At 45.3% G+C, this 26,937-nt stretch carries 26 protein-coding genes and 1 tRNA gene; 6 read left to right on the top strand and 21 right to left on the bottom strand.

What is annotated here, in order from left to right; all coding sequences use genetic code 11:
* Nucleotides 1–128 precede the first annotated feature (128 nt).
* The 17 genes from ACRJJO_RS00730 to dnaA all read right to left on the bottom strand — a co-directional run bounded on the left by ACRJJO_RS00730 (nt 129) and on the right by dnaA (nt 19,496).
* Complete coding sequence (locus tag ACRJJO_RS00730; protein WP_431064076.1) at nt 129–2,687, bottom strand: sensor domain-containing protein; 2,559 nt, start codon at nt 2,685–2,687, stop codon at nt 129–131.
* A gap of 283 nt (nt 2,688–2,970) precedes the next feature.
* Nucleotides 2,971–3,276 (bottom strand): DUF3240 family protein, encoded by a 306-nt coding sequence (locus tag ACRJJO_RS00725; protein ID WP_125220696.1) that lies wholly within the window; start codon nt 3,274–3,276, stop codon nt 2,971–2,973.
* A complete protein-coding gene (locus ACRJJO_RS00720) occupies nt 3,269–6,334 on the bottom strand; it encodes an efflux RND transporter permease subunit (protein ID WP_431064216.1) in 3,066 nt (1,021 codons plus the stop codon). The genes ACRJJO_RS00725 and ACRJJO_RS00720 overlap by 8 nt, the downstream gene beginning before the upstream one ends.
* Entirely contained in the window at nt 6,334–7,503 is a 1,170-nt protein-coding gene (locus tag ACRJJO_RS00715) for an efflux RND transporter periplasmic adaptor subunit (RefSeq protein ID WP_431064075.1), read from the bottom strand. Before ACRJJO_RS00715 ends, ACRJJO_RS00720 begins: the two co-directional genes overlap by 1 nt.
* Nucleotides 7,500–8,756 carry a TolC family protein gene (locus ACRJJO_RS00710; RefSeq protein ID WP_431064074.1) on the bottom strand — a complete coding sequence of 419 codons (1,257 nt, stop codon included), beginning with the start codon at nt 8,754–8,756 and terminating at the stop codon, nt 7,500–7,502. Before ACRJJO_RS00710 ends, ACRJJO_RS00715 begins: the two co-directional genes overlap by 4 nt.
* Nucleotides 8,757–8,840: 84 nt before the next feature.
* Nucleotides 8,841–9,224, bottom strand: a complete 384-nt coding sequence (locus ACRJJO_RS00705; RefSeq protein WP_431064073.1) for a hypothetical protein — start codon at nt 9,222–9,224, stop codon at nt 8,841–8,843.
* Nucleotides 9,225–9,405: 181 nt separating this feature from the next.
* Nucleotides 9,406–9,582 (bottom strand): type II toxin-antitoxin system HicA family toxin, encoded by a 177-nt coding sequence (locus tag ACRJJO_RS00700; RefSeq protein WP_431064072.1) that lies wholly within the window; start codon nt 9,580–9,582, stop codon nt 9,406–9,408.
* Nucleotides 9,579–9,788 (bottom strand): type II toxin-antitoxin system HicB family antitoxin, encoded by a 210-nt coding sequence (locus tag ACRJJO_RS00695; protein WP_431064071.1) that lies wholly within the window; start codon nt 9,786–9,788, stop codon nt 9,579–9,581. Before ACRJJO_RS00695 ends, ACRJJO_RS00700 begins: the two co-directional genes overlap by 4 nt.
* A 453-nt stretch (nt 9,789–10,241) precedes the next feature.
* Nucleotides 10,242–10,466 (bottom strand): hypothetical protein, encoded by a 225-nt coding sequence (locus tag ACRJJO_RS00690; protein WP_125217637.1) that lies wholly within the window; start codon nt 10,464–10,466, stop codon nt 10,242–10,244.
* 136 nt (nt 10,467–10,602) lie between these two features.
* Complete coding sequence (locus ACRJJO_RS00685; protein WP_431064215.1) at nt 10,603–10,758, bottom strand: type II toxin-antitoxin system RelE/ParE family toxin; 156 nt, start codon at nt 10,756–10,758, stop codon at nt 10,603–10,605.
* A 119-nt stretch (nt 10,759–10,877) separates the two neighbouring features.
* On the bottom strand, nt 10,878–11,066 hold the full coding sequence (locus tag ACRJJO_RS00680; protein WP_431064070.1) for a hypothetical protein: 189 nt from the start codon (nt 11,064–11,066) through the stop codon (nt 10,878–10,880).
* 483 nt (nt 11,067–11,549) lie between these two features.
* On the bottom strand, nt 11,550–12,083 hold the full coding sequence (locus ACRJJO_RS00675) for a hypothetical protein (RefSeq protein ID WP_431064069.1): 534 nt from the start codon (nt 12,081–12,083) through the stop codon (nt 11,550–11,552).
* A 113-nt stretch (nt 12,084–12,196) separates the two neighbouring features.
* The gene (locus ACRJJO_RS00670; protein ID WP_431064068.1) at nt 12,197–12,994 is read right to left on the bottom strand and encodes a hypothetical protein; all 798 of its coding nucleotides are present in this window, start codon (nt 12,992–12,994) and stop codon (nt 12,197–12,199) included.
* A gap of 133 nt (nt 12,995–13,127) precedes the next feature.
* A complete protein-coding gene (gene gyrB, locus ACRJJO_RS00665) occupies nt 13,128–15,542 on the bottom strand; it encodes a DNA topoisomerase (ATP-hydrolyzing) subunit B (protein WP_125217643.1) in 2,415 nt (804 codons plus the stop codon).
* A gap of 45 nt (nt 15,543–15,587) precedes the next feature.
* Complete coding sequence (gene recF, locus ACRJJO_RS00660) at nt 15,588–16,667, bottom strand: DNA replication/repair protein RecF (protein WP_431064067.1); 1,080 nt, start codon at nt 16,665–16,667, stop codon at nt 15,588–15,590.
* Nucleotides 16,668–16,893: 226 nt separating this feature from the next.
* Nucleotides 16,894–17,994: a DNA polymerase III subunit beta gene (gene dnaN, locus ACRJJO_RS00655; protein ID WP_431064066.1), complete on the bottom strand. Its 1,101-nt coding sequence runs from the start codon at nt 17,992–17,994 to the stop codon at nt 16,894–16,896.
* A gap of 185 nt (nt 17,995–18,179) precedes the next feature.
* The gene (gene dnaA, locus ACRJJO_RS00650; RefSeq protein ID WP_404358899.1) at nt 18,180–19,496 is read right to left on the bottom strand and encodes a chromosomal replication initiator protein DnaA; all 1,317 of its coding nucleotides are present in this window, start codon (nt 19,494–19,496) and stop codon (nt 18,180–18,182) included.
* Nucleotides 19,497–19,666: 170 nt separating this feature from the next.
* On the opposite strand from dnaA, the gene rpmH reads away from it, so the two are divergent.
* The 6 genes from rpmH to ACRJJO_RS00620 all read left to right on the top strand — a co-directional run bounded on the left by rpmH (nt 19,667) and on the right by ACRJJO_RS00620 (nt 24,015).
* Nucleotides 19,667–19,801: a 50S ribosomal protein L34 gene (gene rpmH, locus ACRJJO_RS00645; RefSeq protein ID WP_084685550.1), complete on the top strand. Its 135-nt coding sequence runs from the start codon at nt 19,667–19,669 to the stop codon at nt 19,799–19,801.
* A gap of 4 nt (nt 19,802–19,805) precedes the next feature.
* A complete protein-coding gene (gene rnpA, locus ACRJJO_RS00640) occupies nt 19,806–20,174 on the top strand; it encodes a ribonuclease P protein component (RefSeq protein ID WP_341326968.1) in 369 nt (122 codons plus the stop codon).
* Nucleotides 20,156–20,377, top strand: a complete 222-nt coding sequence (gene yidD / locus ACRJJO_RS00635; RefSeq protein ID WP_404358895.1) for a membrane protein insertion efficiency factor YidD — start codon at nt 20,156–20,158, stop codon at nt 20,375–20,377. Before rnpA ends, yidD begins: the two co-directional genes overlap by 19 nt.
* Before the next feature lie 5 nt (nt 20,378–20,382).
* Nucleotides 20,383–22,077: a membrane protein insertase YidC gene (gene yidC, locus ACRJJO_RS00630; RefSeq protein ID WP_431064065.1), complete on the top strand. Its 1,695-nt coding sequence runs from the start codon at nt 20,383–20,385 to the stop codon at nt 22,075–22,077.
* A gap of 7 nt (nt 22,078–22,084) precedes the next feature.
* Complete coding sequence (gene mnmE, locus ACRJJO_RS00625; protein ID WP_431064064.1) at nt 22,085–23,431, top strand: tRNA uridine-5-carboxymethylaminomethyl(34) synthesis GTPase MnmE; 1,347 nt, start codon at nt 22,085–22,087, stop codon at nt 23,429–23,431.
* Nucleotides 23,432–23,925: 494 nt separating this feature from the next.
* Nucleotides 23,926–24,015, top strand: a tRNA-Ser gene (locus tag ACRJJO_RS00620).
* Nucleotides 24,016–24,441: 426 nt separating this feature from the next.
* On the opposite strand, the gene ACRJJO_RS00615 is transcribed toward ACRJJO_RS00620, so the two are convergent.
* The 4 genes from ACRJJO_RS00615 to ACRJJO_RS00600 form a co-directional block, all read right to left on the bottom strand.
* Complete coding sequence (locus ACRJJO_RS00615; RefSeq protein ID WP_431064063.1) at nt 24,442–24,825, bottom strand: hypothetical protein; 384 nt, start codon at nt 24,823–24,825, stop codon at nt 24,442–24,444.
* A 216-nt stretch (nt 24,826–25,041) separates the two neighbouring features.
* On the bottom strand, nt 25,042–25,236 hold the full coding sequence (locus ACRJJO_RS00610; RefSeq protein WP_431064062.1) for a CPXCG motif-containing cysteine-rich protein: 195 nt from the start codon (nt 25,234–25,236) through the stop codon (nt 25,042–25,044).
* Nucleotides 25,236–26,066: an SDR family oxidoreductase gene (locus ACRJJO_RS00605; RefSeq protein WP_431064061.1), complete on the bottom strand. Its 831-nt coding sequence runs from the start codon at nt 26,064–26,066 to the stop codon at nt 25,236–25,238. Before ACRJJO_RS00605 ends, ACRJJO_RS00610 begins: the two co-directional genes overlap by 1 nt.
* Nucleotides 26,067–26,071: 5 nt before the next feature.
* Nucleotides 26,072–26,644, bottom strand: a complete 573-nt coding sequence (locus tag ACRJJO_RS00600; RefSeq protein WP_431064060.1) for a DUF4124 domain-containing protein — start codon at nt 26,642–26,644, stop codon at nt 26,072–26,074.
* Nucleotides 26,645–26,937 lie beyond the last annotated feature (293 nt).

Genomic DNA, 26,937 nt, shown 5'->3' with positions numbered 1-26,937 from the left:
AGACTTAATCGATAATTGACAAGCATCAATGAATTAACTTAGTGGCTCATAGGGTTAACTTTGTTTTGTGCTGAATTTTCCTATTTGACTTATACATTTTCAATAGACTATTACTTTCGACCCCCCATTCACTCAATGTTCATCCCAAATTGATCGACCGGAACCGGCTTACCGAAAAAATAACCTTGGAATCCGACGCATCCTTTATCAACCAAAAACATCAACTGCCGTTCGGTTTCAACTCCTTCGGCTATGACTTTCAGACCCAAGTTACCTGCCATGGCAATGATAGTTTCGACAATGACGGCACTGTTCTTATCGACATCAATATTTTTGACAAAACGCTGATCGATCTTTAATTGGCTAAGTGGAAATTGCGTCAAGTAGGCCAGCGACGAATAGCCGGTACCGAAATCGTCGATCGAAATAGCGATACCCAATTCCATCAATGCCTGCATTTTTTCTATAGTGTCGTTGATATCCTGCATCAACACACTTTCTGTTATTTCAATCATTAACTGACTTGATTCGATATCGGCTTGCACAATGGCTCGCCTCACATTAGTCACGAAATCTTTTTGCCGAAATTGTTGCGAACTCACATTAATCGAAACATAAGCATAGCCCCTACCGGCTTGTTGCCATTGTTTAATCTGTCTACATGCCGCCTCGATAACCCAAGCGCCTATTTGCTGTATCATCCCTGTTTCCTCGGCGATTGGAATAAACTCGTTGGGCGCAATCAGTCCTTTATTAGGATGATTCCAACGAATCAACGCTTCGGCGCTGATTATCCGGCCGGTTCTATCGACCTGAGGTTGAAAATAAAGCGTAAATTGCTGTTGCTCTATCGCCATTCGTAGTGCATTTTCGATCTGCAAACGTTTATCGGCAGCTTCTTGCATGCTTTGATCGAAAAAACTGATGGTATTACGGCCTTTCTCTTTCGAACGATACATCGCTGTGTCGGCCTGTTGCAATAAATGGGTCGCCGCCAATTGGCACTGCCCGGAAAATAAGGTAACACCCATGCTGGAACTAAAATAATGCTCGTTACCTTTGATTAAATAGGGCTCGTTCAACTTACGCATAATTTTTTCGGCAAGATTTAAAATTTTTTGAGTCGCCTCATCTAGACGATTGGTATCGGTATGTACCAAGATAACGAACTCGTCGCCGCCGAGTCGAGTCGGCGTATCCTCTTGTCGTATCGATTGCTTCAAACGTTTGGCTACTTGGACCAGCAACTCATCGCCGGTTTGATGCCCCATCGAGTCATTCAACACCTTAAAACGATCTAAATCCATATACAGAATCGCCGCATAAGTATTTTTTCGTTTGGCTTGTATCAATACCTGTTCGATTCTTTCGAGTAACAGTCTGCGATTCGGTAAATCAGTCAACGGATCGTAAAAAGCCAATTGCGAAATATATTCCTCGAATTTTTTCTTCTCACTCAGATCGGTAAACACCGCAACATAATGCGTGGTTTCGCCCCGGTTGTTTTTAACCGCGGTAATGCATTGCCAAATCGGAAAAATCGAACCGTCCTTGCGGCGATCCCAAATCTCGCCTTCGAATCGACCATCGATTTGCAATTGCCGCCATAAGCCTTCATAAAATGATTGATCGTGCCGGTCGGAATGCAGAATATTCGGATTTTTGCCGATCACTTCTTCGGCCGGATAACCGGTCACTGTCGTGAATGCTTGATTGACGCGTAAAATTGTCGCATCAGGATCGGTAATCATGATCCCTTGCAAGCTTTCGAAAGTAATCGCCGCCAGTTGCAGTTCTTCTTCGGCTTCTTTATGTTCGGTCACATCCATCCATGCACCGAATACTTCATCGATATCCCCAGTCGATGTTCGGGTCATAATCGATCTGTCATGTATCCAACGATAGGAGCCGTCTTTATGCCGAAACCGGTATTGATGATTCAATTGTCCGGTTTCTTTCAGCTGTTCCATTAATTCGATAGTCTGCTCTCGGTCATCCGGATGCAACCGATCGATCCATAAGGCATCATTACTATACCAATCGGAAGGTGCGAACCCGGTAATGCTTAAAAAGGCGTCGCTTATAAATGTCGTTCTATAGGGATAACGGTCATGACCGGTATATAGCAACGTGTATATCGCGGTCGGCGTGACGTTGACGACATGCTTGAAACGTTGTTCGCTTTCCTGAAAGGCCTGGTTACTCTGTTGCAGCAACTCAACCATTTTGTCTAAATCATGATTGAGCCGCTTGAGTTCATTTTGTGCTTGTAAGTTATAACGAATTTCGTCCTGTAATAGACAGTTGGCTTTCAATAATTCCGATGGGCTCGGAATCAATAGCGCTTTCGGTATCAAAGGCCAAAGCATTACGGCCGCTACCACAGAGACACCGGCAGTCAATGCATCGATGATGCCCGACAATCCGTAAACGGGTTTCCAGATCGTTACGACATGCATGACATGTGTTGCGCCGCAGGAAAAAATGAACAGGCTGAATAGCAATAATATGCCTTTGAATTCGACTTGCTTACGCTTATAAACGAAATAAAGCAGCGCAACCGGAATTGAAAAATACGCCAAGGCAATCACGGTATTCGCCGTTACAGTTAGCCATAGCAAGCCGGGTTGCCACAGGAAGCAATTACCGTGCGGCATTAAATCTGCACTGCCAAATAAAAATTTCATCAGTTCTTGCATATAGGCTATCCGTTTATTGATTTACCGAATCTTAGAAACTACATGATCGGCAATTTATTTTATTACGGTTATTAAGGTTTATTAATACGCCATTCTAAGCGAAGAATACCGGAAAGATAAGACAATAGTTTCGGCAGGAAATAGTTATAAACAACCATCGATTGCGAAAATGAAATAGCTACTTATTCCGAATATAGCTGTTTAAGCCCGACTTACGCGATCCCTTCGCACTGCAAATTTCTGTACCGGCATATGGAGGTGCCGATAGGAATTAAATCACACCGCTATCGAGTACCGGCGATACCCGGTAGCTGATGCCCGAACCCGAAAATTCGCCGCGCAATTTATCCAATAATTCCTCCAAGCCCGGTTCGGCAAGATACATTTGAAAACGGATTTTGCGTTGACGGCCGGTCACCTGCTCGGCCAAAGACAAACCGACATTGCGGTGGTCGTGCGAATAGACCGGCAGACTGCTGAAACCGTGTTCGGATTCCAGCGTCAATAAACAATCGACGACCGCTTCCTCAAGATCCGGTGCGACATTCAATGTGACTAAAAACTCAGGGCTACTCATCATCAAGCTCCTTTGCCATACCAAAACGTTGAAACAATATTGGCAGTAAAAACAGCGTCAAAAAGGTCGATGACAACAAACCGCCGATAACAACGACCGCCAACGGCCGCTGAATTTCGGAACCCGGCCCGGTTGCGTACAACATCGGCAACAAACCGAATGCCGTGGTTGCGGCTGTCATCAAGACCGGCCGTAAACGCCGCATCGACCCAACTACGACAGCCTGCCCGACTTGCATGCCGGCTATGCATAATTGATTGAAATGGGTCACCATCACCACGCCGTTCAAGACCGCGATACCCAACAACGTAATAAACCCTACCGAAGCCGGTACCGATAAATATTCGCCGGACAACCACAAGGCAATGACGCCTCCGATCATCGCCAGCGGGATGTTCGATAATACCAAAGTCGCTTGACGCACCGACCCGAAGGTCGCGAACAACAGCAGAAAAATGAGCAGCAAAGCAACCGGCACGACGATCGCCAGCCTTGCCGCAGCCCGTTGCTGATTTTCAAATTGTCCGCCGAACTCGACTGAATAGCCGGTTGGCAATTCGACTTGTTGCGCAACCTGGTTTCGCGCTTCGTCGACGAAACCGACTAAATCTCTGTTTTCGACATTGCTGCGAATGACTGCGAAGCGCTGGGTTTTTTCACGCTCTATCGACACCAGTCCTTCGCTGCGATCGAGTTTCGCCAATGCCGACAGCGCCACATAGCCGCCTCCTGGCAACGCAATCGGTAAACTAGCGAAATTCGCCGAACTACCAGCGCCACGTAACAGTAACGGCGTCCTCACTTGACCTTCCTGAACGATACCCAGCTTCAAGCCTTCGATCTGCGCTCTCAACAGATTCTCGACCACATCGATATCCAAACCGAAGCGTCCGATCGCCGCACGATCCAGCTTTAATTGTAGAAACTGCATGCCTTCGTTTTGTTTCAAAAAGACGTCGCTAGAACCTTTTAGACTTCTCAATACCGCTGCGATTTCCTCGGCTTTTCGATTCAAAACGGCTGAATCCGGACCGAATAATTTGACCGCGACATCGCCTCGGGTCCCGGTCAGCATTTCCGATACGCGCATTTCTATCGGCTGCGTGAAACCATAGGCGATACCCGGCAGTTGATCGAGCACCGTACGAATCTCGTCGATCAACGCTTCCTTACCGTCCATCCGCCATTGATCCTTAGGTTTTAATATCAGAAACGTATCGGTCTCATTTAAGCCCATCGGATCGAGACCGAGTTCGTCGGAACCGACCCTGGATACCGCTTCGGCAATTTCCGGTACTTTTTCCAACAACGCTTTTTGCACACGTCCGTCGAGCGCCACCGATTGCTCCAACGTGATCGAAGGCAGTTTTTCCAATTGCACGATAATATCGCCTTCATCCATGGTCGGCATGAAGGTACTGCCAATTTGGTTAAACAACAATAAAGCCAGCAGCAATAACGCCCCCGCGCCGAAAAATACCGATTTGCCGTTATCCAAGCACCACAGCAATGCCGGCCGGTAGGCTTTGAGTATTTGCCGAGGCAGCCAAGGTTCTTCTTGCGACACCTGTTTCAACAAATAAGAAGCCAGCACCGGAATCACGGTTAGCGATAATATCAAGGAACCGGCCAAGGCAAACACAATCGTTAAGGCAACCGGCGCGAATAATTTCCCCTCTAAACCTTGTAAGGTTAACAGCGGCACAAACACGATGATGATGATCAATGCGCCCGAGGTGACCGATACCGCCACTTCACTTGTCGCCCGGTAAATAACATGCAATCGCGGGAGACGCTCGGCTTTTTCTTTGTGCGCCAATTGCGTGATAATATTTTCGACGACGACCACCGCCGCATCGACCAACATTCCGATCGCAATGACCAATCCGCCGAGACTCATCAAATTAGCGGACATATCCATCGTTTTCATCATGATGAACGTAAACAATGCCGCCAAAGGCAATACCAATGCCACGGTCAACGCGGCACGCCAGTTACCGAGAAACAACACTAGCATCAACAACACCAATACGATCGCCTGAGTCAAAGCAGTGATGACGGTATCGACTGCTTGTCCGACCAATACCCCTCGGTTATAAAAGACGCCGATTTTCACGCCGTCCGGCAAGGTTTTTTTGATGGCGTTCAGTTTTTGTTCGACAAGAGAAATCGTTTGCCGGGCATTAGCACCGCGCAGACTCAATACCAAACCGGTTACCGCTTCGCCTTCTCCGTTACGGCTGACCGCACCGTACCGGGTCAGTGCGCCGATACGAACCTCGGCAACATCCCCAATCGTAATCGGCGTGCCGGCAACGGTATCTATCACGATCGCCCGCACATCCGATAATTGCTGAATGCGCCCTTCCGCGCGCACGATCAATGTTTCCTCTCCCTCATGTAGACGCCCCGCTCCGTCGTTACGATTGTTGGTCTTCAAGGCATCGATCAAACGGTCGGCCGTAATATTTCGGGCAGCCATTTTGAGCGCATCGGGCACCACTTCGAAACTCCGTACCGTACCGCCTAACGAATTGACATCGGCAACGCCCGGCACGGTGCGAAGTGCCGGGCGAATCACCCAATCCAATAGGGTACGCAGTTCCATCAGATCCAAACCTGCGCCCGATACGGTAAACATGAACATCTCGCCCAAAGGCGTCGTCATCGGCGCAATCCCCCCTTCGATACCCTCTGGTAAGTCTACCCACAAGGTATTCAAGCGTTCGGCGATTTGCTGGCGCGCCCAATAAATATCGGTGCCCTCTTCGAAATCGATCGTGATATCGGTTAGCGCATATTTAGCGATAGAGCGCAGCATCGTCTGATTAGGAATACCCAGCAGCTCGACCTCGATCGGTGCGGTAATCCGCGTCTCGACTTCTTCCGGCGTCATACCCGGCGCTTTGACGATCACCTTGACTTGGGTCGGCGAGACTTCCGGAAACGCATCGATCGGTATCCTTTGCCATGCATACCAACCGCCGCCGACCAGCAGCAGCACAAACAAAACAATCAGTATCCGTTGAGCCAGTGCGAATCGAATCAAGTGACCCATCATTCAGCACTCCCGGATTCGAGCCAAAGCGCTTTCAATGCCGCGGCGCCTCGCACCGCAACCGTTTCGCTAACGTCCAACGCACCTACGATAAAGACCGCATCTTCGTGCCGACCGATGACTTTGACCGGCTTGACATCGAAGCCCTGTCCGGTCCGCACGAATACATAGTCCCGTCCTTCGCTTTGCGCCAGCGCAGTTTGCGGCAGTTTGAACGCAGCGGTCTCGATTCGCTTAACCGCTTGCGCATTGACTGACTGCCCCGGACGCAACTCGGTTTGAGGTCCTACTAACACGGCACGCGCCAGTACCGATTGAGTCTGTTCATCGACATGCCGGCCCAGCAAAACAATCTCGGCGATCGCTTCCGTACCGGCGACTTTAACCTTGTCTCCGACCGTTAAGACGTCGATACGATCCTGAGCGACCGACAGCTCCAGCCAAAGTTGTTCGAGATTCGCAATGCGGAACAACGGTGCATTCGCGGTTAGACGTTCACCAACCGAAGCAATGCGCTGCAGTATCGTGCCGCCTATCGGTGCGCTAATTTCCAGCAGACTGTTCAGCCGTCTTGACGCAAGCAATTGACCAGCCTCCGTTTCGGTCAAGCCGGTAATCAATAACATTTGTTTGGCTTCTTGCGCCCTTGCTTTGGCGACGTTGAAGCGGCTAAGCGTTTCCTCCCAGCGGCTCTGCGGAATAATTCCTTCCTGCTGTAATTTCCGATCGCGCCGATAGACCGCCTCGGCTAATTGCGCTTCGCTGACCCGTTTCAGATAGTCACGCTGCAACATCAAGAGTTCCGGACTGTTCAATTGCGCCAATACTTGACCTTGCTGCACGGCGTCGCCTTCTGCAACATGAATGCGGTTCACCAATCCTGCTACGGTGGTGCTGACGATTTGTTCATTTTCCGGCGGAACGATCACCCGCGCCGATGCAGTCAGAAGCGGTATTTCGTCGGCCTTTTCCAAGGCGGCGAGTTTAATATCCAAATTAGCGATCTGCTCTTCGCTCAGCTCGAGAACGACCAGTGCCGAAACCGGCGAACAATGATTCTCACCCGCCGTATTCGTTCCGACATCCTCGCACGCGTTTGCCGCCCAACTATTATTTGAGGCCTGTAAAACAAACAGACCGGCCCATATTGATAACAAGATTCGTTTCATGGCAACACTCCAACGGCCTGATTGTATAGTGCGATATCCCTCTGCAAGATCACCGAACGCTCTTTGGCGTTAAGGATGGCTTGTTGGGTTCTGGCACGGATTCTTAATAATTCGATCAGATTGATTTCGCCGACTGAGAAACTTAATTCGGTCATATCCAAATGCTCTTCCGCCAGTTGTTTCATTTCATCGGCGGTTGCCTGTTCGGCGCGGTTGACTTCCAAGGCATGCTCGGCTTCGTGATAGGCGAGTTTCAAATCTCTAAACAGTTGCTCACGTTCGGCGATCAGACGATTTAACTCGACATTGACTGCGGCAATTTTAGGCGCCTGATGCGCGCTGCCGCCGAACGGGACCGAAATACCGACGCCGAAACTTTCGGTATAGTTACTGCGCGGGTCGTTATTACCCCGGTCGCTGTTGATGCCGACCGAAACCTGAGTTTGACCCGAGCCGGTCAAACGTATCGCTTCGAGTTCGGCTTGTTTACGGGCTATTTGACTGTTGAGCGCGGCCAAGGCGGGATGCTGCTGTTCGATTGTTTTCAGCGCAACCAAGGGTTCGTGGAATTCGGCCGGAATCTTTTCGGTCCGCGTCAAATTCGTATAGCGCTTTCGGGCATGCATGACTTCCGATTCCGCCAGGGTCAACACCGACCGTTTCTGCAACAATTCGCTTTGCGCGAGCAATAAATCGGCCCGGGCCAAGTCACCCAATTCATAAAGCCGCTTGACCTTGCCGACCAATTTTCCGGTTAATTCATAATCGGTTTTTGCCTGGTCATGACGCACATCGGTCAATGCGATATCCCATAAAGCCGACCTAACTAATCCAGCGACACGCAATTTGAGCGCCCGGCTTTGCGATTGCCTGCTGTCATCGGCACGCTGGGCGAGATCTTGTTCGGCATCGCGTTGCCCGAAGTTCCACAACGGCACGCTTACTACTGCATCGAGAATATGCAAAGTACCGCTGGTCGCTTCCAAAAAAAACAAATCCGCGGTAGCAGGTCCTGCTATCCAACTTTGCCCGCGTTGCGCAAGCGCTTTCGCTTCGTCTTCCAACGCTTTAAGCCATGCGGCGTCGGGATATCGTTCGGCAGTGGTATCGATCAATTCCGCCAAAGTCATGGTCGGCTCGATTTCAATTGGATCGAAATGATCGACGATCATTTCGCTGTCCGCCCATACAAAGAATGTAGAAAGTAGGCAGCAACACAGCAAAGCGCCTGTTAAAGGCTTGAGGGGAATCATATTGAGCTCCGCAATATGCGGCAGCAGGGCCGCAACTGAAACAACAAGTCGGATACTCAGCGAATCCGACAATCTATAAACTGTTTACAGCTGCACAGGCGGCGCGCGTGGCGCTTGAGGAGAAGAAGAGGTTCGGCCGGAAATCACATTCGGCGGTGGAGAAAACGCAACTTCGAAACCGAGACATTCATCCGGTTCGGGAAACACTAAAGCAACGAACACTACGGCAAAAGGAAGCCAATCGGACAGCAGCGTCGTTTCGGTTTCAATGCCTTGGTCCAAATCGATCACGGACGAGTCGAACAACGCCAATACATCATCGTCGTTCCCTACGTTGAATTGCTCAAAGCCCGGCATGTGAACGCCGTCCGACAACTCGTCGACCATCGGATGCGCATGCACCAACGGCGCGATCGATTGCAGGATCACGATAAAAATAACTAAGGCTTTTTTGAAGGGTGTCGACATGGGGCTTATGCTATGTCATTTACCGGTTCTTGACAATCAGTAACTGAAACGTCATTTATGTGATGAGTTAAGGTTCACTTAATTTAGCTTGTTCGCCAATTCGTTCAATCGGCATAGTGCAAAGCTCAGCGACGGAGCGGTAGCGGAGTCTGCAAGAGTACCAGGTTAAGCATAGACAGCTTCATATCCCCAATTGCCCCTCGATAAGCCGACAAAGACTCTCTTTTATTTCGGAATGTCTTGGAACCGGAGTTTGTTTACCATTTGCAGGATTTGCATAAATATCGTGCTTATTACCATGACGCTTAAGGTAACAGCCTGCTTCAACCAACTCTCTAATAAAGTTTCCTCGTTTCACACTACTTCGACCAAGACTTCTTTTATTTGTGATACTGGGTGGTTAGTTTTCACCTCTTCTTCCATTAAAAGTTTATAAGCATCTTCAATATTTTCTTCCAACTCCTCTAGTGTCTCACCTTGGCTAAAAACCCCAGGTATTTCCCTAAGTTTGCCAACATACCATCCATCATCTAACCAATATTCGAGAGTAAATGCACGTTTCATATTCATATCCCACTAAAAGTTGACCTAAATTCTGTTGTCCAACACAAAATTCCTTAGCTCCCGCTCTATGGTTGAGGTCTGGGTTAATCTTGATTCTCGGAGAGCCTATCCATCACCTCAATAACATTTTTATCTGGTGGAAAGACAGGATAAAAACATTTTTTAATCATTCCACTTTGGGTAATGAGAGTCAATCTTTTGAGCAATTTTAACCCCTCGATTTCAAGCAGAGGCAATTTCAAACTTGAGGAAAAATAATGATTATACCTATCGTAGATCAAAATTCGGCGCCGGGGTGCCCGTCAAAGCTAGTAGGATGCGGTGAACAGAGTGAACCGCATCAATCGCGAATGATTCGGTTCGTTCCTCACCCAATCCTACCGAGCTTGGAAACGCTTCGATATCGCGCTCATGGAATCGCTCTATCTCAGCAGAGCCCGCAGGAGCGTTTTGTTAGGCTGGCGCATGTAAAATATGCTCAACGACTTGAGTCGGTAATGAGATCCGATCGAATAATGAAGCAGGGTATAAATAATCTTCGCCTGACTCATCAATCACTCTTATTTGTTGATGCTTTTCAGCATCGGAGTCATTTAGCACTTCGTAGAGCTTGCGCGTTTCAAGCGAAACTTCATAGCCGCGATTATTGATGCAAATTGCAAATTCGTGTTTATTCATGGCTGTGTGTCAATATAACGCTTAATTTTAAATTCTCGTTTGCCAATACCCTTCGTATTTATCCGGTATGGATTTCTGAATTCCGGACTGCTTGAATCTATTCGGTTTACCTCCTTCGGCCTTTCTTATTTTCGCCTTACAGAATATTCATTGCTCCATGAATCACAGCGACCACATCAATTCTATCCACTCTAATGTGGTATATGATTCTGTACGGTCCGGAGAACACCTCCCTGATTTGTTCAAGCTCATATTCAGGAACTTTGCGTCCAGACAATGGAAATTCACTAATTTGTTGTGATCACCTTGTAATACGATCTACCGTGTGCAGCGCATAGGTTTTCGAGTCTTGTGCGATGTATGCATATATGGCATCCAGATGCGCCTCGGCCGTTTCGGTTCAATGAACTTTCACTCAGGCAATCCATATTTCTTTCTTATTTCCGCAACATCTTTTGTTCTTCCGGCCTTACTATCTTCAATCCCCTTCTCGATCGTTTCTCTGACATATATTTCATGCATTAGATCATCCCATGTTGCATGAGCAGGAAGTTGATCGATCAATTTATGGGCATCTTCTTTACTGATTATTGTGGACATCTTCTACCTCTAATTAACAGATAACAATGAAGTGAGTAGCCCGAATGATATGTACTGCAATCCTGGATAATCCAAGCCGCCTTTACACCGGATTTCGTAAACTCCATCCGGGATACTCGCTGAATACCAGCTATCGCCGACTGCTTGTTGTCTTTGGCCTCGATCATCGCGACCGGGATATTGGGCTTGTAGTAAAGAATGTAATCCGCCCGCTTGCCACGACTGCTGAGATTGCCCTTCACATAAATGCGGCCATCGATGAAGCCGATTACTTCACGGACTTGTTGCTACATGTCCCAGCCAGCTTTTTCCAGCGCGGGTGGGTAATGAACTTCGTGCAGATATCGCATTACGATAGGTCTATTATATTCGTTATCTGTTGGTTAGACTCCTACGATTTCTGTGGCACGAATAGGGTATTTAACGCCGTGCTCTGGAGTAAACCGAAGCGTAGCGTAGGTTTATCCCTAGCAGCACGCTGTGTTATGCCTTTTTTGCAAATGATGATTTATATTCAATTTCACACAGTTTCCATAGAGTAAGGAAATTTTCTACTGTTGGGAATCTATCTCTATTTGCAAGCGCTCTATATACATTTCCTTCGTTTTCACGCACAACGTGCTTTTCGTGCACCACATCATAATAGTTGTTCCATTGCCCCTCTTTTTTGGGCACGGGATACCTCCCACTCCAGATAATAAGCTCGGATAAAAGCTCTAGAGTACACTCTTGATCCTTAGTTATATTTAGCCCAACCAGCGTGCACAAATCGTTTAGACGATGATTAGCTTCGTAAACTTTTGATTTTGCAATGGCTATTGATTTCAAGGCCAATTCTAGTGCTATACCAGAGTTATAGTAAAACGGAAACGGTGGAGAATATTCTTCAGATTTAGCAATCAATATTGCTGCCTCTTTGAAATCCATAGCTCGCTTCATCCAGTTTTCAGGGTCTGTTCCGATCTTGGAAAAAGTGAAACCAGTAATCTCCCGAACTACCTTTTTGCTAAGACTCACGACTCATCTCTCATTAGGCATAACGCCGCCTACACTAGCGAGTGCAAGCGAAGCTTGCACGAGTCCGGCACACGGGAGTGCGCGGTGTGCTGGACATTGCCTTGTTAGGGGTTTTATTTGAAAGAAACGTCATATGTTTGCTCTATTTTTTTACCGCACTCGCCTGCGGAAACCTCAACCTGATAGGTGCTTCTGGAGAAGCAGCCAACCCTGAGTATTTCATCTCCTTTTATGCCTAAAATTAGGGCAGCATTAGAAACACCTTCTTCAAAAACTCTAGTTATAGCGAGCTTTGTGGTACCAAGGATAATGTAATTTGATTCTGCACGAACTTTTAGTTCGGGGACGGGTAAACTCCTTGCTTTATAATGATCTGCAAATTTTTCTCTAATTCTTTGAATAGAGTACGATTCAAAGTTATCAAGAAATTTCTGATTCATATGATCTTGAGTAACGCCCTCAGATGCCTGGCGGTTAACTATAACTGTTAGTTCTGGTTCGTTAAAGTCGGATGTTTCCTTTGATTTTTCTGGAGTTATTGATCCCAAAATAAAAGAAACCACTAAGAATGCACCTATATATTCAAGGCGCTTAAGTTTATAAGGTTCCAGGCCAAATTCTAAAAGAATAAGTTGTCGAGCAACATAAGCGCCTATCCCTAGAGGCAATAGGTTCTGTGCGAAGCCAGATTGTGGAGAAGCAGACCATTGCATAGATTGGCCTATGTATGAAAAAATTAGCTTTGCGACAAATGTTACAAACCAAGCTTGTACAAAAATCAGTACAAGTTGGCTTCTATTTTTTTTGCTTTTTAATTTTCTCGTTCCTGTATAAAGAGCAATAAGAAAGGCTATTAAGCCTAATAGCCATAATTCCATGAATGAATACACTAATGTTTCTACAAATTTCATGAATAGATCTCTTCTCTTCTTGTAGGCGGGTTGAACCCCTAACAAGTAATTAAATGGTTTCTATATATCATCCCATTTCGTCTGATATCCGTTTTCTTATAATTTAACAATCAACCATTAAGACCGAAAACACCTACACATCCAAATTCGTCACATCCAGCGCATTCTTGACGATAAAATCCCGACGCGGTTCAACGATGTCGCCCATTAGCGTCGTGAAAATTTCGTCGGCGGCGATTGCGTCTTCGATGCGGACTTGCAGCATGCGGCGGCTATTGGCGTCGAGTGTGGTTTCCCAGAGTTGTTCAGGGTTCATTTCGCCTAGTCCTTTGTAGCGCTGGATGTGCTGGCCTTTTTTGACTTCTTTCATCATCCAGTCGAACGCTTGTTTGAAATTTTCGATAGACTGCTGACGCTCTCCCATCCGGATATTAGATTGTTCGCCGAACATTCCGGCGGTATCCTCGGCGTATTGCGCGATTTTCTGATAATCCTTGCTATCGAAGAATGCCGCTTGCAGTATGAAGGTTTTGGTATTGCCGTGATGCCGTTTGTTGACAGTTATCGTGTAATCGCCGGCCGACCGGTAATCAAGCTCCAGCGTGAAGACCATTTTGCTTTGCGGGTTGTATAGGCGTTCGGCCAATTGGCTGACCCATGCCGCCAAGCGTTCCTTGTCTTGTTTGATTTCATCGCTTACGCGCTCCATGTAGACCAATTGTTCGAGAAACACATCGTCATAACGGCTAGTCAAGCGATTAATGATGGCTAGTACCTCGGTGTATTCCTTCGCCAATTTCTCCAAACCTTGGCCTTGTATCGGCGGTGCGCTGTCATCTGTATGCAGCGCTGCTTTGTCTAGGGCCAGTTGTATCAGGTAATCGTTCAATTGCGCATCGTCCTTGACGTAATGCTCTTGTTTACCCTTCTTTACTTTATACAGCGGCGGTTGGGCAATATAGATATAGCCCTTTTCGATGATTTCCGGTAATTGCCGGTAGAAGAACGTCAATAGCAAGGTTCGTATGTGCGATCCGTCAACATCGGCGTCGGTCATTATGATGATGCGGTGATAACGGAGTTTGGCAAGGTTATATTCGTCCTTGCCTATACCGCAACCAAGCGCGGTGATCAAGGTGCCTACTTCTTCTGACGAGATCATTTTGTCGAAGCGGGCTTTTTCGACGTTTAAGATTTTACCTTTTAGCGGCAATATCGCTTGCGTGCGACGATCGCGGCCTTGTTTCGCCGAACCGCCCGCCGAGTCACCCTCGACAATAAACAATTCGGACAGAGCCGGATCTTTTTCCTGACAATCTGCCAGTTTACCGGGTAATCCGGCGATATCCAGCGTGGTTTTACGGCGTGTCATTTCTCGTGCTTTACGGGCCGCTTCTCTGGCTCGGGCCGCATCGATGATTTTATTGACGATCGCTTTTGCGATTTGCGGTTTTTCCAACAAAAACTCCTGCAATTTCTCGTTCATCGTCGATTCGACCAGGGGTTTTACCTCCGATGAAACTAATTTGTCTTTGGTCTGTGAGGAAAACTTAGGGTCGGGGACTTTAACTGAAAGCACTGCCGTTAACCCTTCCCTTGCATCGTCGCCGGTCGTCGAGACTTTTTCTTTTTTTGCTAAACCGTTATTTTCGATGTATTGATTGATGGTACGGGTTAATGCCCCTCTAAATCCGGCTAAATGCGTGCCGCCGTCCCGTTGCGGAATATTATTGGTATAACAAAAAATATTTTCCTGGTATGAGTCGTTCCACTGCATCGCGACTTCGACGGTTACACCCTCTTTTTCGGCGCTAAAGTGAAACACATCGGGAAATAACGGTGTTTTATTTTTATTTAAATGTTCAACGAATGCACTGATACCGCCTTCGAATTCGTAGACGTCTTGTTTATTGGTGCGTTCATCTTCCAGACAAATTCTGACTCCGGAATTTAAAAACGATAATTCTCTGAGTCTTTTCGCCAAAATATCATAATGAAACTCAACATCGCCGAAAGTCTGATCACTCGGTTTAAAATTGATTTTAGTTCCGCTACCCTCGGTCGGACCGATTTCCGTCAATGGTGCTTGCGGTTCACCCATGAGATACTTTTGTTTATAGAGCTTTCCGTTTTTCCTGATTTCCAGATTCAACTCCTCGGACAAAGCGTTTACCACAGAAACACCTACGCCATGTAATCCGCCCGAGACCTTGTAGGCGTTGTCATCGAATTTGCCGCCAGCATGCAGCACCGTCATGATGACTTCCGCTGCAGATCGCCCTTCTTCTTTATGAATATCGACTGGAATCCCTCTTCCGTCGTCAGACACCGTCACTGAACCATCATTATGAATGATAACCTTAACTTCTTTGCAGTACCCGGCTAAGGCCTCATCAATTGAATTATCAACTACTTCGAATACCATATGATGCAACCCGGTACCGTCATCGGTATCGCCGATATACATGCCAGGCCTTTTTCTGACCGCATCCAATCCTTTTAGTACCTGAATATTCGTACTATCGTACTGCTTAATATTTTCGCTCATGTGTGTTTACTACCTTCTCAATGTACCAATGTTTCACGTGAAACATTACGCTTGTTTAATTTCACCATGTTCCACGTGGAACATTTTATAGTTTTTAAGTTTACTCAAATCACCATACTCAGACAGCTCAGTGGCTGTAATAAAAACCTGAACATCCATTGCTTGTAAATATTCTATTAGCAATGTTCTTTTGGTTGTATCCAATTCAGCAGTAAAATCATCAATTAAAACACACACATTGTTACTCTGATGTGTCGACAATAATTGTACTTGCGCAAGCTTTAAACATAAGACTAACAATTTCAATTGACCGCGCGATACAAAGTCCTTGGCGAGTCGATTGTTAACTGAAACAGTTAAGTCGGCACGATGCGGACCACTATGCGTCATTTTATAGCGTAGATCACGATCGAGGTCATCATCCAAGGATTGGCGAAAACCTTTAACGCTATCCCACCCCGATAAATAATTGAATTGAACAGTTTCAGTGCCGAGAAATCGACTGACAAATTCTTGAAAAACCGGCTCAAGCCTTTGTAAATAGGCCCGTCTATATTGATCGACTATTGTACCGTAATTAACCAATTCATTATTCCAGACTTGGATGGAATGCATTTGCCTTTGTTTGATTAAGGCGTTTCGTTGGTTCAATGCGGTTTTATACTGCCGCCAAGCCAAGAGGAATTGTTCGTTTTCATTGAAAGTCCCCCAATCGATAAATTCTCTTCTAATTTGGGGCCCGGTATCCAATAGACGATAAGATTTAGGCTCAATCAATTGAATAGGCAAGGCATAAGCAAGCAAATGCCGGGGTTGATTAGGTAATTGCTGAATTCGTATTTCAGAAACCTTTCCATCGAATTGTACTCCTAGTTGGCAACTGCTGCGCCCGCCCTGTTGCAGCACTTTGCCCGATACGATTAAGTCGTTTCGATCAAAGTTTACGACTTGTTTGATATGGGTGGTTCGAAAAGAACGTGCGCGGCCAAGAATAAATATGGCTTCAAGGACAGAACTCTTACCGCTTGCATTAGCCCCATAAATTAAATTGAGTCCGGGCGATGGTTGCAGACTGGCTTGCCGAATATTTCTAACATTAAAAATGTCGAGCTTTTGTAAACTCATCGGTTATTAGTTGCTAGTCAAAAAAGCACCCGGTTAACACCGGTTAGATGAACAAGCTCGGTTTTTTGTCGCTTCCACATTTGATAATGACTGCGATTTAGAAATTTCAGGAAGTTAGTGAAAAGTTGGCCATAAAAAAGCATGCCGAGGCAATAACTGATTCAGTTGATTTAAAAGGCTTCATTTATCCGTTGATAAAGTTCCCCAAAAGTGCATAAAGCAAAGATCATAGACGCATCGGCATCACGATGAATCGATAAGACCTTGTTTCCGGTTCGTCAATGATGCAGCAACTGGAATTACGTGCAATCGTCAACTCGGAAATTTCCGAATCGATATTGGAAATCGCATCGAGCACATATTGCACGTTAAACGCAATCGAAAGCGGTTCGCCAACATAATCGGTGACAATTTCCTCTTCGGCTTCTTCGTGTTCAGGATTGTGCGCACTAATTTTCAAGGAATCCGAAGAAAGGTCGAAAGTTACGCCTTTGTATTTTTCGTTCGATAGAATCGCTACCCGAGTCAAGGCATCTTTTAATAACTGGCGTTGAATATGAATCGGCGTTAAAAAATCTTGATGGAAGACACGATTGAAGTCGGGGTATTTGGCATCGACCAATTTAGCTGAAAAGATCGTATTATTGATCGTAACCCTTATGTTATTACTGGAAAATTCAACCGCAAGCTCAATTTCAGGATCATCCAATAAACGCACCAATTCCATGACCCCTTTTCTTGGCAGGATGATGCGTGCTTCATATCCTGCTGGATTTTCCAAGTTGTCTTCGAAAACCGATAAACGATGTCCATCGGATGCAACGAGTTTGATACGCGAATTAGAAATGTTGAGTAATAACCCATTGAGATAATAGCGTACATCCTGAGACGCCATGCAAAAAACGGTTTTTTCGAGCGCTTTTTTAAAAAGTCCGGCATTGATGGTAAACCGATGGTCTAACTCGGTTTCTGAAAATTCCGGATAATTTTCGGCAGGCAGTGTACTTAAAATAAAACGGCTACGTCCGGAAAGCACCTTAACTTTGTCGTCGGCGACTTCTAATTTGATATCGGCACTAGTTGGCAGCAAGCGGCAGATATCGAGAAACTTTCGGGCCGGTAAAGTAATTTCGGCAAAAGTCGAATTTTCTATCGCAATTTCGGTAACAATTTGAACTTCAAGATCGGTACCGGTCATTACCAGGCTGTCTTGACGAAAAACCATCAACACATTTGACAAAATCGGCATGGTTTGTCTTTTTTCAATCACACTGACAATTTGCTGCAATGGAACCAATAGCCGTTCTCTATTAATAATATATTTCATATAAGATATTTATTTATATTTACTATTAGCCTATAAAAAAAGCGTGATAAGTCATTTAATATCTTATTTATCAATAACTTACCTTGTATAAAGCCGGAGTTTAAAGCTGTGGATAAGCGCTTGATAAAAAGAGGATAACTATTCTCTTATGCTAAAGACTATACTTATCCACAAGTTAAACACCGTTAATGCGACAATGTTCTCAACAGGTTTAAATAATCTTCCTCAAGCTTTACATCCGAGTCGCGCAAGGAGGCAATGCGTTTACAAGCATTAATAACCGTGGTGTGATCGCGCCCACCGAATGCTTCGCCGATTTCCGGAAAGCTGTGCGAAGTTAATTCACGAGCCAGACACATAGCAATTTGCCGTGGTCGGGTAATGGATTGCCTGCGATTTTTCGACGATAAATCCGCAACCCTAATTTTAAAATATTCGGCGACGGTTTTTTGTATGTTATCGATATTGACGAGCTTATCTTGTAAGGAAATTAGATCGTGCAATGCTTCTTTGGTAAATTCGGTGGTAATTTCGCGTCCGGTAAATTGCGCATTGGCAATGACTCGTCGTAGTGCGCCTTCGAGATCTCGTACATTCGAAGGAATCCTTTTACCGATGAAAAACGCGACTTCCTGAGGTAGATCGACACCCGCCATCATGGCTTTTTTCATTAAAATAGCGGCACGGGTTTCAAGGTCCGGCGGCTCGATTGCAACCGGTAATCCCCAGCCGAAGCGCGATTTCAAACGGTCTTCCAAACCGACGATTTCTTTCGGATATTTATCGCAGGTTAAAACAACCTGGTGTTTTTTTTCCAACAACGTGTTGAAGGTATGGAAAAACTCTTCTTGAGAGCGTTCCTTGCCGGCAAAGAATTGAATATCGTCAATCAGCAAGGTATCGACACCTCGATAATATTCTTTGAAAGTATCGATCGCGTTTTGTTGTAAAGCCTTGACCATATCCTGCACGAATTTTTCGGAATGCAGATAAACGATTTTCGCCGATGGATTATGTTGCAAGATCGCATTACCGATCGCATGCATCAGATGTGTTTTACCTAAACCGGAGCCGCCGTAAATTAATAACGGATTGTATGCCTTGCCGATATTTTCGGAGACTTGAATAGAAGCCGCTTTTGCTAATTGGTTAGATTTACCTTCGACAAAGTTATCGAAAATGAATGCTTTATTAAGAAAGTTAGGGCGTGATTTTTTAGTATCGGGTGCTTTAGTATGCTGCGGTGCAGGAGCCGGCATGGCTTTCTTTGAGCCGATGTCCAATTGTAAGCTTAAGGAGCCGTTGGAAAATTGCTGTATCGCCTCTTCCAGTTTGGCGAAATGATGTTCTTTTACCCAATCCAGCACAAACCGGTTCGGCGCTAATAACTTGATTTGTCCATCGGTTTCGATTGCCTGCAAGGGTCTAATCCAGGTGCTGAATTCCGAGGAAGAAATTTCATTTTCAAGTTTAGCGAGACAGTTGTTCCAGAGTACACTCATTATTTAAGAAGGTAGCGAAGAGTAAATAGATGATATTATAAAAAAAATATGCCACTATACAGCAATCAAATCAGTGCCGACATAATTGACATAAACCGGCGTTTATTCTATCATCCCGGATCTTTTTTATCCGTTTTTGTTAACAATCATCTGAACCAGGATTACAGGCCATGAAAAGAACCTATCAACCCAGTAAAATTAAACGCGTAAGAACTCACGGTTTTCGTGCCAGAATGGCGACTAAAGGCGGCCGCAAAGTCATTAACGCCCGTAGAGCCAAGGGCCGTGCCAAACTAACAGTCTAAGTGATTGACGAACAAGGTATTTAGTTTCCCGCCGCAGTTAAGGTTAAGGAAGCCTTCTGAATATAAAAAAGTCTTTACCAGACCGGTAAAATCGAGTGATGCTTATTTCACATTACTAGCGGTTAGGAATGAGTTTAATCATCCTCGACTGGGTCTGGCAATTGCGAAAAAAATCATTAAAAAGGCTGTGGACAGAAATATGCTCAAAAGGACTGCCAGGGAAAGCTTTAGACTACAACAACACGAATTGATCAATATTGATGTTGTTGTCATGGCCCGAAAAGATGCACTCAATGCATCACCGGAACAATTACAAAAGTCATTGGCAAGGCATTGGCTTAGGTTGGTAAACCGATGCGAGTCTTACTCATAGCAATTATAAAGTTATACCAATACTTTATAAGTCCATTGTTAGGTAAAAACTGTCGTTTTTATCCCAGCTGCTCCTGCTATGCCTTAGTGGCGCTCCATCAACATGGAGCCGCCCGGGGCACCTATCTTACATTCCGAAGAGTATTAAAGTGTCACCCTTTTCACGAAGGCGGGCTTGATCCTGTTCCAGAAAAAATTTGGTAAAAAGAATGGATAACATTAGATTTATATTAGTCGTTACTTTTGCAATGCTGATCTATATGCTCTATGACGCATGGCAAATCGATTACGGTCCAAAACGCGAAACTCCCGTCGCACAACAAACGTCCCAAGACCTTAAGGAAGACTTGCCCACGGCAACCGGCGAACCGCAAGCCGAGTCACGCGCTGAAGCAAAACCCATAGTTACTGAGGTAACCGAACCGGACGCTATTATTAGTGTAACAACCGATGTTCTGGCGTTGGAAATCGATCCCAAAGGCGGCACGATTCGCAACCTTGATTTGCTGAAATACCCTCGTGAAAAAGAAAACACCGCTGTTGAATGGGTTTGGAATCTGTTCGGCTTTTCGAAACCGGAAAAAGACCTTAGTCCGATCCGCTTATTCGATAGCACCCCGGAAAAATTATTTCTGGCGCAAAGCGGTTTGATTGCCGGAGAGGGTTCGGCAAATGCAGCGACTCACCATAGCGTATTTAACTATGAAAAAGATCAATACTATTTAAGTAAAGATCAAGACACTATCACTGTACCGTTGACATGGACCAATAATGAAGGGCTGACTGTCACTAAAACGCTCACCTTCAAACGCGGCAGTTATGCCATTGGTGTCAATCAAACAGTCTCAAACGATTCGACACAACCTTGGACCGGCCGGCAATATAAGCAATTGTTAAGAGTTCCGTATAAAGATGAAGTAGGGCATACTTTTATTAGAACCTATGCCGGCGGCGTCGTTTATACCGAAGAAAATAAGTATCAAAAAGTCAGTTTCGACGACATGGCGAGCGATAAACTGAATGTCAAAACGACAGGCGGTTGGAGTGCGATGATTCAGCATTATTTTGCTGCGGCATGGATTCCGCCCAAGGATCAAGAAAACACGTTTTATACTAAAGACCTCAAAGACTGGCGTTACGTAATCGGTTCCTATTCTCCCGCGTTTACGGTCGAGCCGAACTCCGATATGGAGTTTAGCGCAAAATTATTTGCCGGCCCGAAAATCCAACCGATGATGGAAAAAATCGCCAAAGGCTTGGAATTGACCGTCGACTACGCTTGGTTAACGATTATTGCCAAACCGATTTACTGGTTACTGAATCAAATTCATGGTTTTGTCGGTAACTGGGGTTTGTCTATTATCGGTGTGACCTTATGTATCAAACTGCTGTTCTTTAAATTGTCGCAAGCCAGCTTCCGATCAATGGCAAAAATGCGCAAAATTCAACCCCGTCTGAAAGAACTGCAAGAACGTTTTGCCGATGACAGACAGCGTTTCAACAAAGAAATGATGGACATGTATAAACGGGAGAAAGTAAATCCCTTAGGAGGCTGCTTACCGATATTGGTGCAGATTCCGGTCTTTATTTCTTTGTATTGGGTATTGGTCGAAACCGTTGAATTGCGTCAAGCTCCGTTTGCGTTGTGGATACAGGATCTATCGGCGCAAGATCCGTTTTTTATCTTGCCGATCCTGATGGGCATTACGATGAAAATTCAGCAAAGTCTAAACCCTGCACCGATCGATCCGTTGCAAGCGAAAATCATGAAAATGTTTCCGATCGTATTCACGGTATTCTTTCTATTTTTCCCGGCCGGTTTGGTCTTGTACTGGGTGGTCAACAATACGCTGTCGATCATCCAACAATGGTACATCACTAAAAACCTGGAAGATGCTAAGTAAAACCTGAGTGGACATCGGTACCAACGATACCATTGCCGCGATTGCCACGCCGCCCGGAAACGGCGGCGTCGGCATTGTACGGATATCGGGACCGGCGGTTTCTATTATTGCCGCTAAATTAACCGATCGTCCGTTACCGCCAAGATATGCCGTATTGACACCGTTTATCGATAGCGACGGTTCATTCATCGATACGGGCATCGCCATCTATTTCCCTGCCCCGGCTTCCTATACCGGCGAGGATATTCTTGAACTGCAAGGACATGGCGGTTCGGTCATTCTCGATATACTTCTCAAACGCGTCTTATCGCTTGGCGCCAGTCTGGCACGGCCGGGCGAATTCACCGAACGCGCCTTTCTTAACGGAAAAATTGATTTAGCGCAAGCTGAAGCGGTTGCCGACTTGATAGAAAGCAGTACCGAACAATCGGCGCGTTCCGCACAACAATCGATGCAGGGTGCATTCTCGAAGCAAATTAACGAATTGGTTGAAGAACTGACCGAACTCAGAATCTATGTTGAAGCCGCAATCGACTTTGTCGATGAAGAAATTGATTTTCTCGGTGACGGAGTGGTGCAAAATCGTATCGACCGACTGGTGGAAAAACTTCGAACTATCTTGTCGACTGCGCGACAAGGTCGATTGCTACGCGATGGAATGACGATAGTATTGGCCGGTAAACCCAATGCCGGTAAATCCAGTTTATTGAATGCCTTGGCCGGCCATGACGCTGCGATTGTGACCGACATTGCCGGCACTACACGCGACGTGTTGAAAGAACGTATACAAATCGACGGCATGCCGCTGCATATCATCGATACGGCAGGTTTACGCGACAGCGACAATGCCGTTGAAAAAGAAGGCATACGCAGAGCACGAGAGGAAATGAATCGAGCCGATAAAGTCTTATTGATGATCGATGCCACAGATCCCGAGCATCAATCAATACTCGAGAGCCTGCCCGAGCATGTACCTATCACAAAAATTTACAACAAAATCGATCTAATCGGCATTAAACCTGAGATTCGCGAATCCGAACAAGGCACACAGATCTATTTATCCGTCAAAAAAGAACAAGGCATTGATCTTCTCAAACAGTATTTGAAAAACAGCGTCGGATATCAATCCGAAACCGACAATGTTTTCATAGCTCGGAGACGGCATATCGAAGCCTTACAAAAGGGTTTGATGTTCGTTCAGAGTTCTCAAGCGCAATTACAAAATCATCAAGCCGGTGAATTAGTGGCCGAGGATCTCAGACAAGCGCAGCATTGTCTCGGTGAAATTACTGGTGCTGTTTCGTCCGATGACTTGCTAGGTCTGATCTTTTCCAGCTTTTGTATAGGAAAATAAAGGCTATGTTCGCGTTAGCAGTTGAAACGGTTCTCTTTCCTACTAAATAAACCATTTAGTAAATGGTCAATGATTGCTTTCCAATACACTGAGCGTGGAATAGGGTACGATTACTCGCTTGGCAGGACACCGTAAACCCAGCACCTAAATTCCATAGTCTATTGGCCATGATTGATTACATAGATAATTTAGGTGCTGGGTAAATACGTCCGTGTAGGCTTGACGGCGGCGACTGATTGCCAAGGATGGCATGAATGCAGATTTTGCAGGAGCAAAAATCTGCCCTGCCGCCGACACCTGTCAATCGAGTTACCGAACCTACTTACCTTGCATTAAAAATAGGCAAGTTATTTATGAACGAATCCTAAACGCTTTAGGTTATGATCTTCATAATTGAAAAAACGTAGAGCAAAAAATGTTAGAATTGCATAGCCTTGAATATTTCCGCTTCTAAGAGTAGACATGACAAGGTAAGATAAAATTGTATTGTTTGCGGAGGGATGCCGGAGAGGCTGAACGGCCCTGACTCGAAATCAGTGGGGGGCGCAAGTCCCACGAGGGTTCGAATCCCTCTCCCTCCGCCATTCAAACATTTCATGACAACCTTTAGCGTTTTTAAACCTTGATATGCTAAAGGCGTTTCATTAAATCCTTTTCTGATTACATATAAGCTTCAGGCTATTGAATTCTGAAAAAGGCACGGCAAAAAAGTACATCACACGAGCAGTGGGTAAAAGAACACGATGGTACGCTGTATAAAGTCCCCTTTTACACAAATACTCATCAAAAGCATGGATACCTAAGCCGGCGTGACCAAAAAAGGGTTTTACCGGATCTCCAGGTTGATTAAATAAAAGCTGATACAAAACAAAATACCGCACTGCTTAATCACTAATTTAAAAGCAAGCAGTCATCGCGGAAATTTGAAGTGCGATAGGTATACTACTAAAAAGTAAAACATAAAAAAGGGCGCTTTTAGCGCCCTTTCTATCAGCTTGTAATTTAGATAATTAAATCAAGCCAGGTAATTCGCTATATTGTTTCAAAGCGTTTTGCAGAGCTTCTTCGACACCATCCAAAGATCCTTTTCTAGCGGCGCTGCGAGCTTTTTTCAGTGGACGATTCGCGCGTGCGCGAGCAACGTCAACCTTGTCATTGGCATTGATTTCTTTGCTCATATCCAGAGCATCTTTGACTAAAGCAGCCACTTCATCGGCCGAAGAACCGGCTGCAACTGCGTCGATCGCGGCTTGAATTTTTTCGGAAGTCAATTTGATTGCTTCTGAAGGTTCATATGAAATTCTGCCTGGATCGGCAGCCATTACAGGAGTAGCAATAGCGCCCATAGAGCTAGCAATAGCCAGAGATAACAATACCTTTCTTAAAAATTTCATGTCTAACTTGTCCTCATGTTGTCATAGTAACTATTATTCAGCAATGCAGCAGAAATTCCATCAAATTAAAGCTACTTAGCGTGGGCCATTCTATCGTAGATTGCCGTAATATCAAACTCAAATTAAAACAAAGCGTATCAATTCAACCAAGTATAATCGTAGGGTAATGCTGATGCTTGGCTTAGAAAGTTTATCGAATATGATTACGTTATAGATTCAATCCTCATCGCGTTTGCAAGCAACATGTGCTTGACCGTTTTCATCGACTTCGATTTGGACGTAAATAGGAGAGCAGCAAACCGAGCAGTCTTCGTAATAACTTTGTGAACCGGAAGGGATATCCAGCAATAATGAAATCGTTTCGCCGCAGTAAGGACATTGAATCGACAATTCTTCTAGATCGCTAAACATCAAACTTTAAGTAGCAGAGTATCGAGCCAGGACATTGGTAAAATACGTTTGAGATAGCCAAATAAATAAGTAGGAAAAGTCACGTAATAACGGATTTTGGGCCGTTGCGACTCTAAAGCATGGATGACTTTTTCGGCTACCGCTTCAGGCGGCAACGTAAAAGGTACGGCAGGGCCTTCTTTTTGCAAGCGGGTTTCCATTGCAGCATAGCGCTCCTTATGAAAGCTGTTGCTAGGTTCGATATTTTTTTTGAAAAGCGCGAAGGCATTTTTACGAAAATCGCTCAGAATCGGTCCGGGTTCAATGATTGATAAATGAATGCCGGTTCCTTTAAGCTCTAGTCGTAATGTATCGGCTAAACCTTCTAATGCAAACTTACTGGCGTTATATGCGCCTCGGTAAGTCATGGCGACAAACCCCAATACCGAGCTATTGTAAATAATTCTGCCCTGCCCTTGCCGGCGCATGATCGGTATGAGCAAGTTGGTCAATTCGTGCGTGCCGAAAAAATTAGTTTCGAATTGAAACCGTAATACATCACGGCTTAAATCTTCGACCGCGCCCGGTTGGCCGAAGGCACCATTATTAAACAATGCATCGATTCTACCTTCGGTCATGATCAACATTTCGGAAACGGCTAGTCGAATCGACGCACTATCGGCAAGATCGATCCTTATTGCTTCAAAGCCTTCCTGTCTGAGTCGGTCAACATCGTGTTGTTGCCTAGCCGAAGCAATGACACGATAACCTCGTTGTTTGAGTAGAAGCGCTGTCGTATAACCGATTCCGGACGAACAACCGGTGATTAAAATTGTTTTACTGTTAGACATTAAGATTACTGGAGTTCGGTTTCATTGAAATAAGCCGATTCGCCGTTACTACAATCCACCAAAAAAACCAAGTTTTCCGAAGTACTTCTAACATTGAGCTCCGAGGATTCGACACGATCGCAAAGTCCCGATGCCAGTTGTTTTTGTGCGGCCAACCTTCTCATACGCTCAATTTCCGGGAGGCGTGATTGAAAGTTTTGCACCAAGGGCTTTAATTTGTCGTATTCGTAAGGCGGAATAGCATAAGGAGTAAATTGAACCGGATTATTCTTAATTAAGGTTTGATTAATTTCAGTTTCTTCTTTGGCATTCGCTAAGAACTGTTCTTGTTTTTGCTGTAATTGCTGCTCGGTTAATTCCTGCTGTTTTTGCAATTCAAGTTGCTGAGCTTCTCTCTTGAGTTGCTCGCTTTTATCAATCGCGCCGCCGGTTTTAAAATTGATCTGGACACTTTGGTGATTTTCATCGCAAGGCTTGGCTTGATAGATGGTTTTTCCCAAGGCATCGACACATTTAAAAGCATCGGCGTGAGTGATAGTCGAGACCGAAATAGCCAGTATAAAAATTGAAATTCGCATTATGGTATTCTCATCGTTTTGTTATTACCGGACAATCACATAGCACAGCAAATCGAATGAAAGCAATTCAATAGTGAAATATTATTAAGGAATATTCACAAAATAACTTTTACAAGTATTACGCATAGTGGGGGGAGGCTTGCTTGACAGGACGCCGTAAACCCACACCTAACTTCCATAGCTTATTGGCCTTGATTGATTACATAGATAATTAACCATAGACAATGAATTATGGAATTTAGGTGCTGGGTGAATGCAATTTTCTGCCCTGCCGCCGACACCTGCCAATCGAG

This window comes from Methylotuvimicrobium sp. (genome assembly GCF_050611805.1).
Taxonomy (GTDB): Bacteria; Pseudomonadota; Gammaproteobacteria; order Methylococcales; family Methylomonadaceae; genus Methylotuvimicrobium.
Note: the sequence above shows the minus strand (reverse complement) of the source record. Positions and strands in the feature narration are given on the sequence as shown.

Excerpts from the sequence above, each read along its gene's own strand:
- ACRJJO_RS00730 (WP_431064076.1), bottom strand. The coding sequence starts at position 2,687 with ATGAAATTTTTATTTGGCAGTGCAGATTTAATGCCGCACGGTAATTGC.
- ACRJJO_RS00725 (WP_125220696.1), bottom strand. The coding sequence starts at position 3,276 with ATGAGTAGCCCTGAGTTTTTAGTCACATTGAATGTCGCACCGGATCTT.
- ACRJJO_RS00720 (WP_431064216.1), bottom strand. The coding sequence starts at position 6,334 with ATGGGTCACTTGATTCGATTCGCACTGGCTCAACGGATACTGATTGTT.
- ACRJJO_RS00715 (WP_431064075.1), bottom strand. The coding sequence starts at position 7,503 with ATGAAACGAATCTTGTTATCAATATGGGCCGGTCTGTTTGTTTTACAG.
- ACRJJO_RS00710 (WP_431064074.1), bottom strand. The coding sequence starts at position 8,756 with ATGATTCCCCTCAAGCCTTTAACAGGCGCTTTGCTGTGTTGCTGCCTA.
- ACRJJO_RS00705 (WP_431064073.1), bottom strand. The coding sequence starts at position 9,224 with ATGTCGACACCCTTCAAAAAAGCCTTAGTTATTTTTATCGTGATCCTG.
- ACRJJO_RS00695 (WP_431064071.1), bottom strand. The coding sequence starts at position 9,788 with ATGAAACGTGCATTTACTCTCGAATATTGGTTAGATGATGGATGGTAT.
- ACRJJO_RS00690 (WP_125217637.1), bottom strand. The coding sequence starts at position 10,466 with ATGAATAAACACGAATTTGCAATTTGCATCAATAATCGCGGCTATGAA.
- ACRJJO_RS00680 (WP_431064070.1), bottom strand. The coding sequence starts at position 11,066 with ATGTCCACAATAATCAGTAAAGAAGATGCCCATAAATTGATCGATCAA.
- ACRJJO_RS00670 (WP_431064068.1), bottom strand. The coding sequence starts at position 12,994 with ATGAAATTTGTAGAAACATTAGTGTATTCATTCATGGAATTATGGCTA.
- gyrB (WP_125217643.1), bottom strand. The coding sequence starts at position 15,542 with ATGAGCGAAAATATTAAGCAGTACGATAGTACGAATATTCAGGTACTA.
- recF (WP_431064067.1), bottom strand. The coding sequence starts at position 16,667 with ATGAGTTTACAAAAGCTCGACATTTTTAATGTTAGAAATATTCGGCAA.
- dnaN (WP_431064066.1), bottom strand. The coding sequence starts at position 17,994 with ATGAAATATATTATTAATAGAGAACGGCTATTGGTTCCATTGCAGCAA.
- dnaA (WP_404358899.1), bottom strand. The coding sequence starts at position 19,496 with ATGAGTGTACTCTGGAACAACTGTCTCGCTAAACTTGAAAATGAAATT.
- rpmH (WP_084685550.1), top strand. The coding sequence starts at position 19,667 with ATGAAAAGAACCTATCAACCCAGTAAAATTAAACGCGTAAGAACTCAC.
- yidD (WP_404358895.1), top strand. The coding sequence starts at position 20,156 with ATGCGAGTCTTACTCATAGCAATTATAAAGTTATACCAATACTTTATA.
- yidC (WP_431064065.1), top strand. The coding sequence starts at position 20,383 with ATGGATAACATTAGATTTATATTAGTCGTTACTTTTGCAATGCTGATC.
- ACRJJO_RS00615 (WP_431064063.1), bottom strand. The coding sequence starts at position 24,825 with ATGAAATTTTTAAGAAAGGTATTGTTATCTCTGGCTATTGCTAGCTCT.
- ACRJJO_RS00610 (WP_431064062.1), bottom strand. The coding sequence starts at position 25,236 with ATGTTTAGCGATCTAGAAGAATTGTCGATTCAATGTCCTTACTGCGGC.
- ACRJJO_RS00605 (WP_431064061.1), bottom strand. The coding sequence starts at position 26,066 with ATGTCTAACAGTAAAACAATTTTAATCACCGGTTGTTCGTCCGGAATC.
- ACRJJO_RS00600 (WP_431064060.1), bottom strand. The coding sequence starts at position 26,644 with ATGCGAATTTCAATTTTTATACTGGCTATTTCGGTCTCGACTATCACT.